Annotated in this window: 13 protein-coding genes; 11 read left to right on the forward strand and 2 right to left on the reverse strand. The window is 73.1% G+C overall.

From position 1 onward, the window contains the following. Window positions 1–2: 2 nt before the first annotated feature. On the reverse strand, window positions 3–818 hold the full coding sequence (locus KF840_04125; protein MBX3024078.1) for an SDR family NAD(P)-dependent oxidoreductase: 816 nt from the start codon (window positions 816–818) through the stop codon (window positions 3–5). Window positions 819–1034: 216 nt separating this feature from the next. Here KF840_04125 and KF840_04130 point away from each other — a divergent pair, with 216 nt between their 5' ends. Beyond that, complete coding sequence (locus tag KF840_04130) at window positions 1035–1700, forward strand: inorganic pyrophosphatase (protein MBX3024079.1); 666 nt, start codon at window positions 1035–1037, stop codon at window positions 1698–1700. 22 nt (window positions 1701–1722) lie between these two features. After that, window positions 1723–2025, forward strand: a complete 303-nt coding sequence (locus KF840_04135; GenBank protein ID MBX3024080.1) for a hypothetical protein — start codon at window positions 1723–1725, stop codon at window positions 2023–2025. Between the two features lie 36 nt (window positions 2026–2061). Here KF840_04135 and KF840_04140 read toward each other — a convergent pair whose 3' ends face one another. Continuing rightward, window positions 2062–3849 carry a DNA mismatch repair protein MutS gene (locus KF840_04140; protein MBX3024081.1) on the reverse strand — a complete coding sequence of 596 codons (1788 nt, stop codon included), beginning with the start codon at window positions 3847–3849 and terminating at the stop codon, window positions 2062–2064. 62 nt (window positions 3850–3911) lie between these two features. Between KF840_04140 and KF840_04145 the strand changes: the two genes are divergently transcribed. The 9 genes from KF840_04145 (at window position 3912) to KF840_04185 (ending at window position 16118) form a co-directional block, all read left to right on the forward strand. After that, a complete protein-coding gene (locus KF840_04145) occupies window positions 3912–5627 on the forward strand; it encodes a hypothetical protein (GenBank protein ID MBX3024082.1) in 1716 nt (571 codons plus the stop codon). Between the two features lie 387 nt (window positions 5628–6014). Further along, a complete protein-coding gene (locus tag KF840_04150) occupies window positions 6015–7367 on the forward strand; it encodes a hypothetical protein (GenBank protein ID MBX3024083.1) in 1353 nt (450 codons plus the stop codon). A 148-nt stretch (window positions 7368–7515) separates the two neighbouring features. Further along, window positions 7516–9651, forward strand: a complete 2136-nt coding sequence (locus KF840_04155; GenBank protein ID MBX3024084.1) for a tetratricopeptide repeat protein — start codon at window positions 7516–7518, stop codon at window positions 9649–9651. 52 nt (window positions 9652–9703) lie between these two features. Then, window positions 9704–10009 carry a DUF3467 domain-containing protein gene (locus tag KF840_04160; GenBank protein ID MBX3024085.1) on the forward strand — a complete coding sequence of 102 codons (306 nt, stop codon included), beginning with the start codon at window positions 9704–9706 and terminating at the stop codon, window positions 10007–10009. 2 nt (window positions 10010–10011) lie between these two features. After that, window positions 10012–11355, forward strand: coding sequence for an APC family permease (locus KF840_04165; protein ID MBX3024086.1), 1344 nt, complete (start codon window positions 10012–10014; stop codon window positions 11353–11355). 77 nt (window positions 11356–11432) lie between these two features. Continuing rightward, window positions 11433–13061 carry a hypothetical protein gene (locus KF840_04170; protein ID MBX3024087.1) on the forward strand — a complete coding sequence of 543 codons (1629 nt, stop codon included), beginning with the start codon at window positions 11433–11435 and terminating at the stop codon, window positions 13059–13061. Window positions 13062–13124: 63 nt separating this feature from the next. Beyond that, complete coding sequence (locus KF840_04175) at window positions 13125–14489, forward strand: glutamine synthetase (protein ID MBX3024088.1); 1365 nt, start codon at window positions 13125–13127, stop codon at window positions 14487–14489. After that, window positions 14486–15253 carry a gamma-glutamyl-gamma-aminobutyrate hydrolase family protein gene (locus KF840_04180; protein MBX3024089.1) on the forward strand — a complete coding sequence of 256 codons (768 nt, stop codon included), beginning with the start codon at window positions 14486–14488 and terminating at the stop codon, window positions 15251–15253. Before KF840_04175 ends, KF840_04180 begins: the two co-directional genes overlap by 4 nt. 85 nt (window positions 15254–15338) lie before the next feature. Then, complete coding sequence (locus tag KF840_04185; protein ID MBX3024090.1) at window positions 15339–16118, forward strand: glucose 1-dehydrogenase; 780 nt, start codon at window positions 15339–15341, stop codon at window positions 16116–16118. The last annotated feature ends 427 nt before the right edge of the window (window positions 16119–16545 follow it).

The following is a 16545-nucleotide window of genomic DNA, read 5'->3' on the forward strand; positions in this document are numbered from 1 at the left end:
GGCTACGACGCCTTGGCCTGCGCCAGACGCTGCAGGCGCTGGTTGGACACCAGCTTCACGAAGCGCTGCGGCGCCAGGCGCTTGAGGCGCCAGACGATGCGGCCCTCGCGCATCGGCAGACAGTAGAGGCGCCCGCGCTCGACGGCGCGCAGCGCGGCGGCGGCGACGTCGTCGGCGCTCATCGTCGCGCGCGCGAAGGCGCCGCGCGCCATCGCCATCAGTTGCGGGTCGGTGGCGCGCGCCCCCTCCAGGAGGTTGGTCTTGAAGAAGGCCGGGCAGAGCACGGTGACGCGCACGCGCTTGTCCGCCACCTCCGCCGCCAACGTCTCGCTGAGCGCGATCACGCCCGCCTTGGTGACGTTGTAGGCGCCCATCATCGGCGCGCAGGCGAAGCCGGCCATCGAGGCGGTGTTGAGGATGGCGCCGCCGCCCTGCGCGACCAGCCGCGGCACGAAGGCGTGGCAGCCGTGGATGACGCCGAACAGGTTGATGCCGACGATCCACCGCCAGTCGTCGAGCGGCGCCTCCCCGACCGCGCCGGCGGCCGCGACGCCGGCGTTGTTGACCACCAGGTCGATGCGTCCGAGGCGCTGCGCCGCGTCCTCGGCCAGCGCCTCGACCTGGGCCGCGTCGGCGACGTCCACCGCCACCGCGTGCGCGGTGGCCGCGCGCTCGCGCGCCAGGCGCGCCGTCTCTTCGCAGGCGGCGAGGTCGAGATCCGCCAGCAGCAGCACCGCCCCCGGCCGCGCCAAGCGCAGCGCCAGCGCCCGCCCCAGGCCGCTGCCCGCCCCGGTCACCACCGCGGTCGAGAAAGTCATGAGCGCACCTGCCGGCGACCGGCGAGCGCGAGCGTCGCGAATCCCATCTGGTCTCCTCCTCCGTGCCGCGCGCTGCCTTCGATGCGTCCCGGCGACGCCGCGTGTCTCCGCGCCGGCGACGTACCGTTCTGTACGGACCCGGCGCGAGGTGAGTCAACGCGGGGCGTCCCCGGGGCGAGGTGTTCATTCGTCGGCGTGTCTGGTAACCGCAGGACCATGGCCGGTGACCTCCGCCATCTGCCGCTGCTCTTCAAGCCGCACCCCTGGCACGGCATTCCCATCGGCGACGAGGCGCCGCGCACGGTGACCTGCTTCATCGAGATCGTCCCGACGGACACCGTCAAGTACGAGCTCGACAAGGAAACCGGCTATCTCAAGGTCGATCGGCCGCAGAAGTTCTCCAACATCTGCCCATCGCTCTACGGCTTCATCCCGCAGACCCACTGCGGCGAACGGGTCGGCGCCCTCTGCAGGGAACGCACCGGTCGTCAGGGCATCGTCGGCGACGGCGACCCGATGGACATCTGCGTGCTCACCGAGAAGGGCATCCCGCACGGCGACATCATCCTGAAGGCGATCCCGATCGGCGGCCTGCGCATGATCGACGGCGACGAGGCCGACGACAAGATCATCGCCGTGCTGCAGAACGATGCCATGTACGGCGACTGGCGCGACATCACCCATGCGCCCGCCGCGCTGGTCGAACGGCTGCGCCACTACTTCCTCACCTACAAGCAGGCGCCGGGCGCCGCGCCGCCGCGGGTCGAGATCGCCGGCGTGTACGACCGCGACGAGGCCTACGACGTCATCAACCGCAGCCGCGCCGACTACGAGGCGCACTTCGCCGCGCTGAAGGCGCGGATCGCGCATACGACTGCGTGAGCCGCGGCCGGCGAGGAACCCGATGCCGCTCTACCTGGACGAGATCTGGATCCACTGGGATTCGCCGGCGCGCGCCCGGGAGGTGCTGCAGCAGTTCAGCGGCATGGCGAACGGCACCTTCCCGTACCCGGAGGGCGTGACCCAGGTCGCCGGCCCGTGGTTCTCCAACGAGGAGGCGAAGATCGTCCTCGTCCTCGACATCGCCGACCACGCCAAGACGTTCACCGCCTTCGGCGTCGGGCTGGCGCACGGTCTGATCACCCGCCGCCGCCTGACGCCGGTCGTCGACTGGCGCGCCGTCGACACGCTGATCGACGCGCTCTGAGCGCCGCCGGCTCGCCGCGGCGATCGGACGGCCGGCTCACACCTCCAAGCCGACGGCGCGCATGAGGGCGAGCGCGTTGCTGTGCTGCACGACCCCGGGCTGCATGCGGTAGTCGAAGCGCATGACGCCGTCCTCGAGGTGATCGGCGAAGTGGACGTTGGCGGCGCGCGGCGCCAGGGCGTCGACGATGCCGGCCAGCGAGAGATCGTGGGTGGTGATGCAGCCGATCGCGCCGCGCCCCAGCAGCCCGCGCACCACCGCCTCGGCGCCGATGCGGCGGTCGTGCGAGTTGGTGCCGTGCAGGATCTCGTCGAGCAGGAACAGCAGCGGCGGCGGCGTGCTGGCGCCGTCGACGAGCTGCCGCAGGCGTTGGATCTCGGCATAGAAGCGCGAGGTGCCCGCCTGCAGGGAGTCGTGCACGCGCATCGACGTGCCGACCGCCAGCGCGCTCGCGGTCAGTCGCGTCGCCCGCACCGGTGCGCCGGCCTGCGCCAGGACGACGTTGGTCCCGATGGTCCGCAGCAGCGTGCTCTTGCCCGACATGTTCGAGCCGCTGATCACCAGCACCGCGTGCTCCGGACCGAGGCGGACGTCGTTGCGCACGCAGCGGGCCGCCGGCAGCAGCGGGTGCCCGAGCCCTTCGCCGGCGAGCTGCGCCGGCCCGTCGACGAACGACGGGAAGCGATCATCCGGATGCTCGGCGGCATACGCGGCGAGCGCCTGCAGGGCCTCGTACTCGCCGAGCGCCGTCACCCAGCGCGCCACCGCGGCGCCGGAGGCCGCGCGCCAGGCCTCGATCGCCAGCGCGAGCTGGGTCTGCCAGAGCAGCAGCGGTGCCAGCGGCGCGAAGAACTGGTTGCGCCGCGCATCCAGCAACCCCACCAGGCGCTCGAGCTGCGCGATGCGCGCCGACGGCGCGACGCCGCCGCTGTCGAGCGCCGCGCGCAGCGCGGCCAGGCGCGGCACCTCGGCCGGCTCGCGTTCGATCCGCGCCAGCAGCCGGGCCAGCAGCGCCAGGTCGCGCCCCGCCGGCTCGACGTCGCGCACCACCGCGCGCACGCCGGCGCGCCACCACGCGCCGAGGGCCGCGGCGACGCCGAGCGCCGCCAGCATCGGCAGCGGCCCGACCATGCCGGCGCCCCACGCCGCCGCGCTGCCGACCACGGCGAGCGCCGCCAGCGCCGCCGCCAGCCGCGCCGGAGCGCCCGGCAGGCGGCGCGGCGCGCCGCCCCAGGCGGCGAGGCTGTCGGCGTGCAGCGCGTCGCCGAGCGCATCGCCGAGCACCGCCAGGTCCTCGCGCAGGTCGAGCCGCGGCCGCAGCGCGGCCACCGCCGCCTGCCGCGCCCGCACCTCGTCCGGCGGCGCCGGCGCCAGCAGCCACGCCGCCAGCGTGTCCTGGCCGGCGCGCGTGCGCGCCGTGCACAGGAGCTCGAACAGCGATCCGGCGCCGAAGAGGTCGAGGTCGGCGGCGTACGGATGGCGCGGATCGAGATAGCGCTCGCCGCCGACGCCGCCGCCCGCCCACGCCTCGTCGAGCCGCGCCAGGCCGCGCTCGTAGAACGCGACGGCGCGATCGGCGGCGCGACGCGCCGGAATGACCGCCGCGTGGCGCAGGATCAGCGCCGCGAACAGGACGGTGGGAAGCGCCAGGCTCCAGCCCGGCACGAGGTGCAGGCCGAAGGCGAGCCAGGCGAGCCCGCCGGCGGCAGCGAACACCGCCAGGCGCGCGCTGCCGATGCGTCGCTCGCTGCGCGCCAGCGCCGCGGCGCGGCGCCGCCGCTGCGCCAGCCGCACCGTGTAGTCGGCCCGTGCGTCGACACTCATCGGCGGTGTGGTATCAACTCGTGCCAGGCATGAACACCGCCCCTGCGACGAGCGCACCCGCGGTGGGGCGAGAGGTCGCCGACGCGTCCGCCCGCGGGGCGCGACGCGCCGCGCTGCTCGTCGGCGTGTTGACCTTCGCCGTCTATCTGTCGCCGTTGCGCGAGGTGCGCTCCGGCGACACCGTGCCGGCCCGCCTGCTGCCCTTCACCCTCCTGCGCGACGGCGATCTGAATCTCGACGAATTCCTCTGGCTGCGCGTCGCCGAGCCGCAGCCCTATTTCCTGCGTGCGATGCCGGACGGGCACTGGCGCTCGAAGTACCCGCTGGCGACGCCGCTGCTGGTCACGCCGCTCGCCGCGCCGTTCGTCTGGTGGGCGGCGGCGCACGGCATCGGCGACGACGACGCGCGCTTCCGGCTGCTCACCGTCGTCTTCGAGCGCGTCGCCGCGGCGGCGCTCGGCGCCATCGCCGTCGCCCTGATCCTCCTGGCGGCGCGGGAGATCGCGCCGTTGCGCTGGGCGGTGGCGGCCGCGCTGGTCGCCGCCTTCGGCACCAGCCTGTGGCCGCACAGCCTGGCGCTGTGGCAGCACCCGCTCACCGCGCTGGCGATCGCCGGCGCGGCGCTGGCCCTGCTGCGTCCGCCGACGCCGCGCCGCGCCCTGTCGGCCGGCCTGCTCGTCGGCGTGGCGGTGGCGGCACGGCCGACCGCGATCATGCTGCTGCCCCTGCTGGCGCTCTACGCCTGGCGCGAGCGCCGGGCCCTGTTCTGGTGGCTGGTCGGCCCGAGCCTCGCCGGCGCCCTCGCCGTCGCGGCGCTCAACCTGGTCGTCGCCGGGCGCGCCAGCGGTGGGTACATGCTCTTCCTGCCGGTCCCCGCCCTCGCGCCGGCGCTCGGGCTGCTGCTCAGTCCCAATCGCGGCCTCTTCGTCTACACGCCATTGGCCGTGCTGGCGCTCGACGCCTTCCGCCGCGGCACGCGGCCGGTGGCGCTGCGCTACTTCGCGCTGATGCTGCCGATCTACGTCGCCGTGTTCTCCGGCTCGACGTCGTGGTGGGCCGGATGGTCGTACGGACCGCGCTTCTTCACCGACATCGTCCCGCTCATGACCCTGTGCGCGCTGCCGGCGGCGCGGCGCGCGTGGGGGCACGGCGTCGGCCGCGCCCTGCTGATCGCCGCCGCGCTCTGGGGGGTCGGCGTCCAGGCGATCGGCGTCTATTGCGATCACGAGGACTGGAACCGCTTTCCCGTCAGCGTGGACGCGCGACGGGAGCGCCTCTGGTCCTGGTCGGACCCCCAGATCCTGCGCGCCCTCGGCGCCGGCTGGCACGGCGACGAGCTCGCCGGCGTGTTGCGCCAGTTGTGGCGCGACCCGCGGCCGGTGCCCCTGATGCCGCTCGACGCCGAGCAGCTCGCCGGTGCCGTCGAGCCACTGACGCCGACGCCGTGGCGCTGTCGGGCCGGCCGCCCCTGCAGCGCCGAGGTTCGCGTCACCAACCACAGCCCGGCCAGCATCTGGCCCGCCTACACCGACGTCGGGCCGTACGGCGTCGTGGTCGGCGCCTGGTGGACCGGGGGCGAGGCGCCGCCGCCCGTCCGCGGCATGTGGGCCCGCCTGCCCCGCCATCTCGGCCCCGGCGACACGGCGACCGTGCGCCTGCCGATCACGGCGCCCACGACGCCCGGCGCCTACACGCTGGCGGTCGCCGTGCTGCAGGACCGGGCGCCGGACCCGCCGAGCGGCGGCGCCTGGATCCCGGTGCCGGTCGTCGTCGAGTAGCGGGCGGCCGGCGTCGACCACCGCCTGGGCGATCCTGCGGCCGACCAATCCCGTGCCGCCGGTGACGGTCGCTCATCGCACGACCACCCCCTTCTGACGGCTGCGGTGAAGCACGTCGCCGATGCGACAAAAGGCTTTCACCACGGAGGCACGGAGACACGGAGAGTACTGATCTCGAAGCCCGCTCGGCGTTCAGCCCAAAGTTCATTGGAAATGGAGTGAGAAGAGGCCCCGCGCCTTCGCTATGGCACCGCGCCCTCCGTGTCTCCGTGCCTCCGTGGTGCAGTCTTTTCGTCATGTCTGGATCGGTGCGCGGCGCTCCGCGTGCGGACGCTCCAGGGCGCGCGAGGCGGTTGACTCTCATCGCCGAGAAGGGAAGTCACAGCCATGCGCGTCCCGAAAGTCACACTCGTCGGAGCCGGCGGCCTGTCCTTCGGGCCGACCATGGTGAACGACGTCATCCACACGCGGTCGCTGGCCGGCAGCCGCCTGGTGCTGCACGACGTGAATGGCCGGCGGCTCGACCGCGCCTTCCGCTTCGCCGCGAGGCTCAACGCCGCCAACGGGTCGCCCGTGGTGCTCGAGCAGCAGACCGATCCGGCGGCCGCGCTCGACGGTGCCGACTTCGTCATCTCCTCCGCCGAATTCGGCCGCTTCGACTACTGGCGCCAGGACTACGAGATCCCGCGCCGCTACGGCGCGACGCAGATCAACGGCGAGAACGGCGGCCCGGGCGCGGTGTTCCACTCGCTGCGGAGCATCGGGAACACCCTGAGCATCTGCCGGAACATCGAGCGCTACTGCCCCGACGCCTTCCTGGTGAACCTGTCGAACCCGATGAGCCGGGTGACGCTGGCCATCAACAAGGGCACGAAGGTGCGCAACGTCGGCATGTGCCACGAAATGCCCATCGGCGTGGTGCGCCTGGCGCGGCTCCTGCGCATGTCGCCCAAGCGCATCGACGCGCGCGCCTCGGGCATCAACCACTTCACCTTCTTCACGCAGATGCAGGATCGCGACAGCGGCGAAGACCTGCTGCCCCGGGTCCGGGCGCTGTTCCGGCGGAAGGTCTTCGACTTCGGGCCGCTCCTGACGCGCCTGGTCGCGGCAACCCAGCGCCGCCCGGTTCTCGCCATGCTGGCCGACCAGCTCTATTCCCCGCTCGTCGCCCACATGGTGCGCACGTACGGGATCGTTCCCTGTTCCGTCGACAGCCACATCGGCGAGTACCTCCCGTTCGCGCACCAGATCGGCGCCCACCACCCGGCGCACGTGGATCAGTTCCGCCGCATCGACCAGGTGATCGAGCGGCTCACCACCTGGGTCGCCACCACGCGCCTGCCGCTGCCCGTGCAGCGCATCGGGCACAGTCTCGAAGAGGTCGTGCCGATCATCGCCGCCCTGTGGACCGGCACGCGCGCTCGCGTCATGGCGGTGAACGTCCCGAACCGCGGCTACCTGCCCAACGTCCCCGACGGGGCGATCGTCGAAGTCGGCGCCGAGGTCGACGGTGAGGGCATCCACCCGGACAGCATGCCGCCGGTGGTCGAGCCGATCGCCGGCTACATCGCCACCCAGGTCGCGTTGCAGGACCTCATCGTGGACGCTGCCTTCACCGGTGACCGCGCCCTGGCGCTGCGCGCCGTCGTCGAGGACCCGGCCTCGCCCCCCGATCCGGCGGCCTGCCGGGCGATGTTCGACGAGTTGGCCCGCCTGCAGAGCGAACACCTGCCGTTCTGAGCGCGAGCCCCACCCCCTCATCGCACCAGCCGAGGTCGCGAACCGCGTTTGCGATGCGGCGCCGATGGGCTGTCCGCGGCCGCGGCCGCCAGGGCTCCGCCGCCGCGCTTTCCTTTTCGCCGCCGACGGCGCACAAGACGTAATTCCGATGGGTCGAGCCGCGCGCCGCAAGCAGGAGGCCACGCCCACCGCGCCGGGCGGCGCGGCGCCGGCGCCGCGCCGCGCCGCCACCGGCTCGGGCGCCATGCCGGAGTGGCTGCGCGCCGTCATCGGCCCCGCCTGCATCGTCGCCGTCGGCTGGCTGTTCTACGCCAACAGCTTCGCCATTCCCTTCCTGTTTGACGACTATTTCGAGATCCAGGCCAACCCGACGGTGAAGGAGCTGGCGCCGCTGTCCAGTTATCTCACCCGATCGCGCGGCCTGACGGCGCTCAGCTTCGCGCTCAACGTGCGCCAGGGCGGCATGGAGGTGTGGGGCTTCCATTTCGTCAACGTGGCGCTGCACATCCTCAACGCCCTGCTGGTCTATGCGCTGGTCGCGTGGACCCTGCGCCGGCCGGTGTTCGCCGACCGCTACGCGCCGCGGGCGCGGGTGCTCGCCGCGCTGGTGGCGCTGGTCTTCCTCGCCCACCCGCTGCAGACCATGGCGGCGAGCTACATCGTGCAGCGCGCCGAGAGCCTGGCGTCGTTCTTCTATCTCGCCACCCTGCTCTGCGCCGCGCATGCGTTCACCGCCAACGGCGGGCGGCGCGCCCTGCTGGCGGCGCTGGCGCTGCTGGCGGCGGTGCTCGGCGTGATCAGCAAGGAGATCCTCGCCACCGTACCGCTGGCGGTGGCGCTCTACTGGTTCTGCTTCCTGCGCGACGCCGAGGGCCAGGGGCCGGGCGGCGGCCGCCGCCGCTGGCTGCTGCTGGTGGCGCTGCTGGCGCTGCCGGTCGGCCTCGGCCTGCTGCTGGCGCGCGACTACCTGATGCCGGCGATGGGGCCGGTGGATCCGCTGGCGGGGCCGCGCGCCTGGCTGTTCATCCCGACCGCCGGGTTCCAGGTCGAGGGGATCGGCTCCTGGCAGTACCTGATCACCCAGTTCGGCGTCGTCACCTGGTACCTGCGCCTGTTCCTGGTGCCGACCGGGCAGGTGTTCGACTACGGCTGGCCGTTCGCCGACACCGTCTGGCGGGCCGACGTGCTGCTGCCGCTGGCGCTGCTGCTGGCGCTGCTCGCCGTCGCGGTCCTGAGCTACCGCCGCTACCGCCTGGCGACCTTCTGCCTCGGCTGGGTGTTCATCACCCTGGCCCCGACCTCGAGCATCATTCCGCTGCGCGACGCCGCCTTCGAGCATCGCATGTACCTGCCGATCATCGGCCTCGCCTGGTTGCTGATCGTCGGCGGCGCCGACCTGTTGGCGCTGCTCGCCGCCCGCCTCGGCCAGCCGCCGCGCGCGCTGTGGCGCGGCGCGGCGGTCGCGGCGGCGATCTGGATCTTCCTGCTCGGCCTCGCCACCGCGCAGCGCAACGCGGTGTTCGCCGACCCCTTCCGCTTCGCCGAGGACAACGCCCTGAAGGCGCCGCAGCACTGGCGCGCCCAGTACCAGTACGGCCAGGCGCTGCTGAAGCAGGGCCGGACCGACGACGCCGTCGCCGCGCTCGAGGACGCCATCCGCCTCAACGCCAACCAGGGCTCGGCGCGCATCGCCCTCGGCGGCATCTACCTGCAGCGCCGCCGACTCGACGACGCCGAGCGCGTGCTCGAGCCGGCGACGCGGCAGCCCGAGGAGAGCGTCGTCGCCGCGGCGCAGCAGAACCTGGCGGTCGTCTACCAGGCGCGCGGCGACCTCGACCGCGCCGAGGAGGCGCTGCTGCGCGCGCTCGAGCTCAAGCCGCAGTGGAGCTCGGTGCAGCGCCAGCTCGCCACGCTGTACGCCCGCAAGGAGTTCTGGCTGCCGGCGGCGCGCTATTACAACGATGCGCTGCGCGCCAACCCGCGGTTGCGGAGCCAGCTCGCCGGCGCGGCGGCGGTGGCGAACTTCAAGGCCGGCATCCAGCTCACCAGCGAGCGCGAATTCGACTGGGCGCTGGCGCTGTTCACCCAGGCGCTCGACTACGATCCGAGCCTGTGGCGCGCGCGCGGCTACGTCGCCTACGTCGCCGTCGCCCAGGGCAACTGGGCGCGCGCCGAGGACGAGCTGCGGCGCATCCAGCGCGAGCATCCCGGCGAGGAGTGGAGCGCCGAGTCCCTGCAGCGCGTCCGCGACGGCCTGCCCATCGTCCCGCCGCCCGCCGCCTGAGGCCCGCATCGTCGTCCATTGCGCTCGCGCCGGCCGCGTGGGACACCGGGGCATGGCCGACGACCCCCTCAGCGCGCAGCAGATCCAGATCCAGGTCGATCCGCATCAGGGCACCGGGGTCTACTCGAACCTGATGATGATCAGCCACCGCCAGGAGGAGTTCATCCTCGATTTCCTCTTCCTGCAACCGCAGCGCTCGCCCCAGGGCCAGGCGGTGGCGACGCTGCGCTCGCGCGTCATCACGTCGCCGGAGCACGCCAAGCGCATCCTGCGCGCCCTGCAGGAGAACGTGCGCCGCTACGAGGAGCACTTCGGCGTCATCGAGGAGGCGACCGACCTGCCGAAGGTGACGCACTGACGTTGCCGGCCGCCGCCGAGCCGTCCCGCCATCCCCGCGATCGACTGAAGCGCGAGCTGTCGTTCGTCGACGCGACCATGCTGGTGGTCTCGTCGGTGATCGGCGTCGGCATCTTCCTCACCCCGGGATCGATCGCCGAGCTGCTGCCGGCGCCGGGCTGGATCCTGGCGGCGTGGCTGGCGGGCGGGGCGCTGTCGCTCGCCGGCGCGCTCGCCAACGCCGAGCTGGGGGCGATGTTCCCCCACGCCGGCGGCGATTACGTCTACCTGCGCGAGGCCTACCATCCGGTGGCCGGCTTCCTCGCCGGCTGGCTGTCGTTCTTCGTCATCTACGCCGGCACCGTGGCGACCCTCGCCGTCGGCTTCGCCGAGGGCCTGGGGTTCTTCATCCCAATCGGACCCGGCGGGCGCACCGCCATCGCCATCGCGATCATCGTCCTCGCCTCGTGGATCAACTACGTCGGGGTGCGCACCGGGGCGCGGGTGAACAACCTCACCGCGGCGATCAAGCTGGTCGCCCTGGCCGGCCTGGCGTTCGTCGGGCCGCTGTTCGGCGGCGGCCATTGGGCGCACCTGACGCCGCTGCTGCCGGCGTCGGACGGCGTGCCGTGGGGCGCCTTCGGGCTGGCGCTGTCGCCGGTGCTCTTCAGCTACCTGGGCTGGAACTCGTCGGTGTACGTCGCCAGCGAGATCCACGACCCGCACCGCAACGTGCCGGCGTCGCTGTTCGCCGGCCTCGGCGTCTGCACCGTGGTCTACCTGGCCGTCAACCTCGCGTATCTCTACGCGCTGCCGGTGGAGGCGCTGCGCGGCAGCCCGCGCGTCGGCGAAGCGGCGGCGCGGGTCTTCTTCGGCGGCGCCGGCGGCGCGCTCGGCGCCGGATTGATCCTCGCCTCGATCCTGAGCTGCCTGAACGCCACCATCCTGGTCGGCCCGCGCATCGCCTACGCGATGGCGCTCGACCGCCTGTTCTTCCGCGGCGTCGACCGCGTCCACGCCGCCAACCAGACGCCGCACGTCGCCATCGCGGCGCAGGCGCTGACCGCGATCGCCCTCATCCTCGTCCTCGAGCGCTTCCCGAGCGTGCTCGACTACACCACCTTCGCGATCGTGCTGGCGACCATGGCGGACACCACCGCTCTCTACGCCCTGCGCCGGCGGCAGCCGCACCGCCCGCGCCCGTATCGCGCCTGGGGCTACCCGCTGGTGCCGGCTCTGTACCTGGTCGCCAACGGCGCCATCGCCGGCGCGATGCTGATCGGCCGCCCGCTCGAGTGCGCCGTCGCCCTCCTGGTCGCCGCCACCGGCCTCCCCTTCTACGCCTGGTTCGCCCGTCTCCGCGGGTGAGGGGCCGGCCGCCCGCAGCTCCGCCACGCGAAAGTCGATTTCCACCAGCGGAGTCCGCCCGCTAGCATGCCGGAGGAATGGCCGGCGAGCCGCGATTCGACCTCGAGCTGCTCGGGTACCGCAACGACCTGGCGCGGGAGCGGGTGCTGTCGATGTTGCGCCGCGTGCCCGAGATCGGCGGCTCGGCGGTGATCGCCCGCGACACCCCCCTGCCGCACCGCCTCGAAGCCGGCCTCCCGCACGAGCAGGGGCTGCGCCTCCTCGGCGCGCTGCGCGACCACGGGGCGCACGTCCGGCTGGTCCCCTCGGTCGCCGCGGTCGCCCCGACGCCCGCCCCGCCGCCAGTCGCCGCCGCGCCGCCGGCGCATCGGCGCGGCACGGCGCCGGCGCTCGCCGCCCTGGTGCTGGTCGCCCTCGCCGCCGCCCTGCTGGCGCGCCTTCTGCCGCTGCCGCGGCCGCAGCCGGCGCAGCGGCCCGAGCCGGCGCTGGCGCTGGCGCCGTTCGAGCAGGCGGCAGGCGAGGCGCGCGGCGGCGGCGGCTCCGGTTCGCATCGGCTCAACGACGAGGCGGTGGAGCTGAACGCCGCCGGTCGCTACCAGGCCGCCGCCGACCGCCTGCGCGAAGCGCTCGCCGGGGCGCCGGAGGAGCCGGCGCTGCGCCGCAATCTGCGCACCGTGCTGCAGAACTGGGCGGTGGCCGAGCTCAACGCCGATCGCCCGCGCGATGCCGTGCCGCTGCTCGAGGAGGCGCTGGCGATCGCCGAGGATCCGGCGGTGCTGAGCGCGCTCGGCATCGCCCACGTGCGCCAGGGCGATTTCCAGGTCGGCCGCGACCTGCTCGAGCGCGCCGACGCGCAGGGCGCGCGCGACGCGGCGACCCTCACCGCCCTCGCCACCGCCGATCGCCAACTCGGCGATCGCGCCGCGGCGGTCGACGCGCTGCACCGGGCCCGCGAGGCCGGCGCCCGCGGCGCCGACTTCGACGCCATGGTGCTGCGCGCCGAGCGCGAGATGGACGCGGAGTGGGATTTCGACGAGACCCGCAGCGCGCATTTCACCATCGGCTTCGCCGGCGAGCGCGAGAGCCAGGCCGCCGCCGGCCTGGTCGCCCAGGTCCTCGAGAGCGCCTACTTCCACGTCGGCAACAAGCTCGACCTCTATCCGGCGGAGCGCGTTCCGGTGGTCCTCTACCCGAGCGAGGATTTCCACGACGTCACCCAGACGCCGGGCTGGACCGCCGGCGTCTACGACGGCCGCATCAAGCTGCCGGTCGGCGGCCTGGCCGAGACCGACCGCGAGGTGCTCGAGCGCACCCTGCGCCACGAGTACGGCCACGTCCTGGTGCACCAGCTCACGCGCGGCCGCTGCCCGGTGTGGCTCAACGAGGGCGTCGCCATCTGGGCCGAGGAGAGCCGCGACGGCGAGCGCGCCGACTGGGCCCTGCAGGGCATCGCCGGCCAGCGGCTCTTCCGCCTCGGCGATCTCGCCGGCCCGTTCACCCGCCTGCCGGCCGACCGCGTGCCGGTGGCCTACGCGCAGAGCTATCTCGCGGTGCGCGCCCTGGTCGACGGGCACGGCGCGCAGCGGCTGCGCGCGCTCCTCGAACGCATCGGCAACGGCGCCAGCTTCGAGCGCGCCTTCCAGGAGACCCTGTACGGCGACCCGGCGGCCTTCGAGGAGGCGCTGCTGCGCCAGCTCACCGGCTGAGCCGGGCCGCCACGGGGAATGATCGGACCGCCGGTTCGTGCTACTGCGCAGCCCATGCAGGGCATGCTGAACGAGGCCGAGCTGCGCGACCTGGCGGCGCGCGGCGAGATCGACACCGTCCTGGTGGTCTTTCCCGATCTCTACGGACGCCTGGTGGGCAAGCGGTACGACGCCGAGCTCTTCTGCGCCGAGGTGGCGGCGCACGGCATGCACGCCTGCGATTACCTCCTCGCCTGCGACATGGAGATGGACCCGGTGCCCGGGTACCGCTTCACCTCGTGGGAGAAGGGCTACGGCGACGTGCGCTGCCGGCCGGACCCGGCGACGCTGCGCCGCGCCGCCTGGCTCGAGCGCACGGCGCTGGTGCTCTGCGACGTCCACGCCGACGCCGACGATGCGCTGGTCGCGGTCGCCCCGCGCACCATCCTCCGCCGCCAGCTCGAGCGCGCCGCCGCCGCCGGCTACGTGCCGATGGGCGCCTCGGAGCTCGAGTTCTTCATCCTCCGCGACAGCTACGAGCAGGCGCACGCCAAGGGCTTCGACCGCCTGACCCATGCCGGCTGGTTCATCGAGGACTACCACACCCTGCAGGGGTCGAAGGTGGAACCGCTGGTCGGCGCCATGCGCCGGGCGCTGAAGGCCTCGGGCGTGCCGGTCGAATCGTCGAAGGGCGAGTGGGGCCCCGGCCAGCACGAGCTCAACGTGCGCTACGCGCCGTTCCTCGAGATGTGCGACCGCCACGTCATCTACAAGCAGGCGGCGAAGGACCTCGCCATCCAGCAGGGCTGCGCCGTGACCTTCATGGCCAAGCTCGACGAACAGCTCGCCGGCAGCTCGATGCACCTGCACTCCAGCCTGTGGGCGGACGGCGGCGCCCGCGCCGCCTTCGACGCCCCGGCGCCCGCGCCGGGGGCGCTGCCCGACCTCTGCCGCTGGTGGCTCGGCGGCCTCATGCGCCACGCCCGCGCCTGCACGCTGCTGTTCGCGCCGTACGTCAACTCCTACAAGCGCTTCCGCGCCGGCTCGTTCGCGCCGACGGCGATCGCCTGGGCGCACGACAATCGCACCGCCGGCTTCCGCATCGTCGGCCACGGACCGTCGCTGCGGGTCGAGTGCCGCATCCCCGGCGCCGACGCCAATCCGTACCTGGCGTTCGCCGCCACGCTCGCCGCCGGGCTCGACGGCATCGCCCAGCGCATCGAACCGCCGGCGCGCTTCGACGGCGACGCCTACGCGGCGGCCGAGCTGCCGCGGGTGCCGGCGACGCTGCCGGAGGCGATCGCCGACTTCGAGGCCTCGCCGCTGTTCCGCGCCGCCTTCGGCGCCGAGGTGGTCGACCACCTGGTCCACTTCGCGCGCACCGAGCAGCGCAAGTTCGACGAGACCGTGACCACCTGGGAGCGCCGGCGCTATCTCGAGCGCGCATGAACCTGAACCTCAGCGCGCCGCGCCGCCTCGGCGCCATCGATCTTCCCCTGGTCGGCATCTCGTCGTACGCGCGCGCCGGCCAGCGCGTCGTCTCCTTCGCCATCCCCACCGGCTACGTCGACGCCGTTCGCGGCGCCGGCGGCGTGCCGATCATGCTGCCGGTCGGCGAGCCCGATCCGGGCAAGCTGCTCGCCCTGCTGAGCGCCCTGATCGTCTCCGGCGGCGGCGACATCGATCCCGCCGCCTACGGCGGGTCGACCCACGAAACGGTGTATTCCGTGTGCGAGGAGCGCGACGCCTTCGAATTCGCCCTCACCCGCGCCGCGCTCGCCGACACGCGGGTGCCGATGCTCTGCATCTGCCGCGGCCTGCAGGTGCTGAACGTCGTCTGCGGCGGCTCGCTGCACGTGCACCTGCCGGAGGCCGTCGGCGAGCAGGTCGATCATCGGCTGCCGGAGCGGCGGCCGACCGCGCACCGCGTCCGCGTCGACCCGGACAGCCGTCTCGCCGCCATCCTCGGCACCACCGACTGCGAGATCGTCTCCTGGCACCACCAGGCGATCGATCGCCTCGGCGACGACCTGCGTCCCGTCGCCTGGGCCGACGACGGCGTCATCGAGGCCGTCGAGCACGTCCGCCACCCCTGGTGCATCGCCGTCCAGTGGCACCCCGAGATGCAGCTCGGCGACCCGATCCAGTCGCGGCTGTTCCGCGCCCTGGTCGGCACCCTGGATCCACGGATGCAGACGGATGGCCGCGGATGAACACGACTGACCACCGCGCTCGCGAACCGGCATCGGCTTCGTGGGCTTGGTGGTCATTCGCGTGCATTTGTGGTTCTTCCTCGCCATGGCAGGACGACTCGCGAACAAGGTGGCGCTGATCACCGGCGCCGGTGGTGGCATCGGGCGCGCCTCGGCGCGGCGCTTCGCGGCGGAGGGGGCCAGGGTCGTGGTCTCCGACGCGATCGAAGCGGCGGGACGGGCGACGGTCGACGCGGTGCGGGCGGCGGGCGGCGAGGCCGATTTCGTCGGTGGCGACGTCGTCCGCGCCGCCGACGTCGCGGCGATGGTCGAATTCGCCGAACGCCGCTACGGCGCCCTGCACGTGCTGTTCAACAACGCCGGCATCTTTCCCGACGAGGACGGCTCGGTGATCGACACCGACGAGGCGGTGTTCGACCGCGTCATCGCGGTCAACCTCAAGGGCGTGTTCCTCGGCTGCAAGTACGGCATACCGGCGCTGCTGCGCGCCGGCGGCGGCTCGGTCATCAACACCGCCTCGTTCGTCGCCGTCATGGGCGCCGCGACCTCGCAGAGCGCCTACACGGCGTCCAAGGGCGGCGTGCTGGCGCTGACGCGCGAGATCGCGGTCGAGCTCGCGCGCCAGAACATCCGCGCCAACGCCCTCTGCCCGGGGCCGGTCAACACGCCGCTGCTGCAGGCCCTGCTCGCCGACCCCGCCGCCCGCGCCCGTCGCATGGTACACCTGCCGATGGGCCGCCTGGCCGAGGCCGAGGAGATCGCCAACGCGGCGCTGTTCCTCGCCTCCGACGAATCCTCGTACGTGAACGGCTCGACCTTCCTGGTCGACGGCGGCACCGCGGGCGCCTACGTCACGCCGCTCTAGTGTCCCGAGTTGGAAGTTCGTTGCCTATTTCGGCAAGCAATCGGCGCCCCTGGCAAGGCGTCCCGACGCAGGAATATCGGGAATATTCCAAGGAGGGGCAACGCAGCCAGGGGCGTCGAGGGCCGGCGAAATAGGTGACGAACTTCCGACTCGGGACACTAGCCTCGATCTGACGAAAACATCTCACCACGGAGACACGGAGACACGGAGTAACCCGGACCAGAGGGGGTTCGGGGCGACATCCCCAACGCCATCAGCAATGGCCCTGGGAATCGCACCCACCCGCCATTCCGACGCTGCACCCTCCGTATCTCCGTGCCTCCGTGGTGAAGTTGTTTTGTCGTATCGAGACTAGCCCCGGCGCAGGCAGGCTCGGGTCGGGCGCCGACCGCGAAGCCGTCGCGGACCACGGCCGGGGCACGGGTCG

This window comes from bacterium, assembly GCA_019637795.1.
GTDB lineage: Bacteria > Desulfobacterota > Binatia > HRBIN30 > CADEER01 > JAHBUY01.

What these genes read in the sequence shown, in the direction of transcription:
- KF840_04135 (MBX3024080.1), top strand. Translation starts at nt 1,723, where the DNA reads ATGCCGCTCTACCTGGACGAGATCTGGATCCACTGGGATTCGCCGGCG.
- KF840_04180 (MBX3024089.1), top strand. Translation starts at nt 14,486, where the DNA reads ATGAACCTGAACCTCAGCGCGCCGCGCCGCCTCGGCGCCATCGATCTT.
- KF840_04175 (MBX3024088.1), top strand. Translation starts at nt 13,125, where the DNA reads ATGCTGAACGAGGCCGAGCTGCGCGACCTGGCGGCGCGCGGCGAGATC.
- KF840_04150 (MBX3024083.1), top strand. Translation starts at nt 6,015, where the DNA reads ATGCGCGTCCCGAAAGTCACACTCGTCGGAGCCGGCGGCCTGTCCTTC.
- KF840_04140 (MBX3024081.1), bottom strand. Translation starts at nt 3,849, where the DNA reads ATGAGTGTCGACGCACGGGCCGACTACACGGTGCGGCTGGCGCAGCGG.
- KF840_04155 (MBX3024084.1), top strand. Translation starts at nt 7,516, where the DNA reads ATGGGTCGAGCCGCGCGCCGCAAGCAGGAGGCCACGCCCACCGCGCCG.
- KF840_04170 (MBX3024087.1), top strand. Translation starts at nt 11,433, where the DNA reads ATGGCCGGCGAGCCGCGATTCGACCTCGAGCTGCTCGGGTACCGCAAC.
- KF840_04185 (MBX3024090.1), top strand. Translation starts at nt 15,339, where the DNA reads ATGGCAGGACGACTCGCGAACAAGGTGGCGCTGATCACCGGCGCCGGT.
- KF840_04160 (MBX3024085.1), top strand. Translation starts at nt 9,704, where the DNA reads ATGGCCGACGACCCCCTCAGCGCGCAGCAGATCCAGATCCAGGTCGAT.
- KF840_04125 (MBX3024078.1), bottom strand. Translation starts at nt 818, where the DNA reads ATGACTTTCTCGACCGCGGTGGTGACCGGGGCGGGCAGCGGCCTGGGG.
- KF840_04130 (MBX3024079.1), top strand. Translation starts at nt 1,035, where the DNA reads ATGGCCGGTGACCTCCGCCATCTGCCGCTGCTCTTCAAGCCGCACCCC.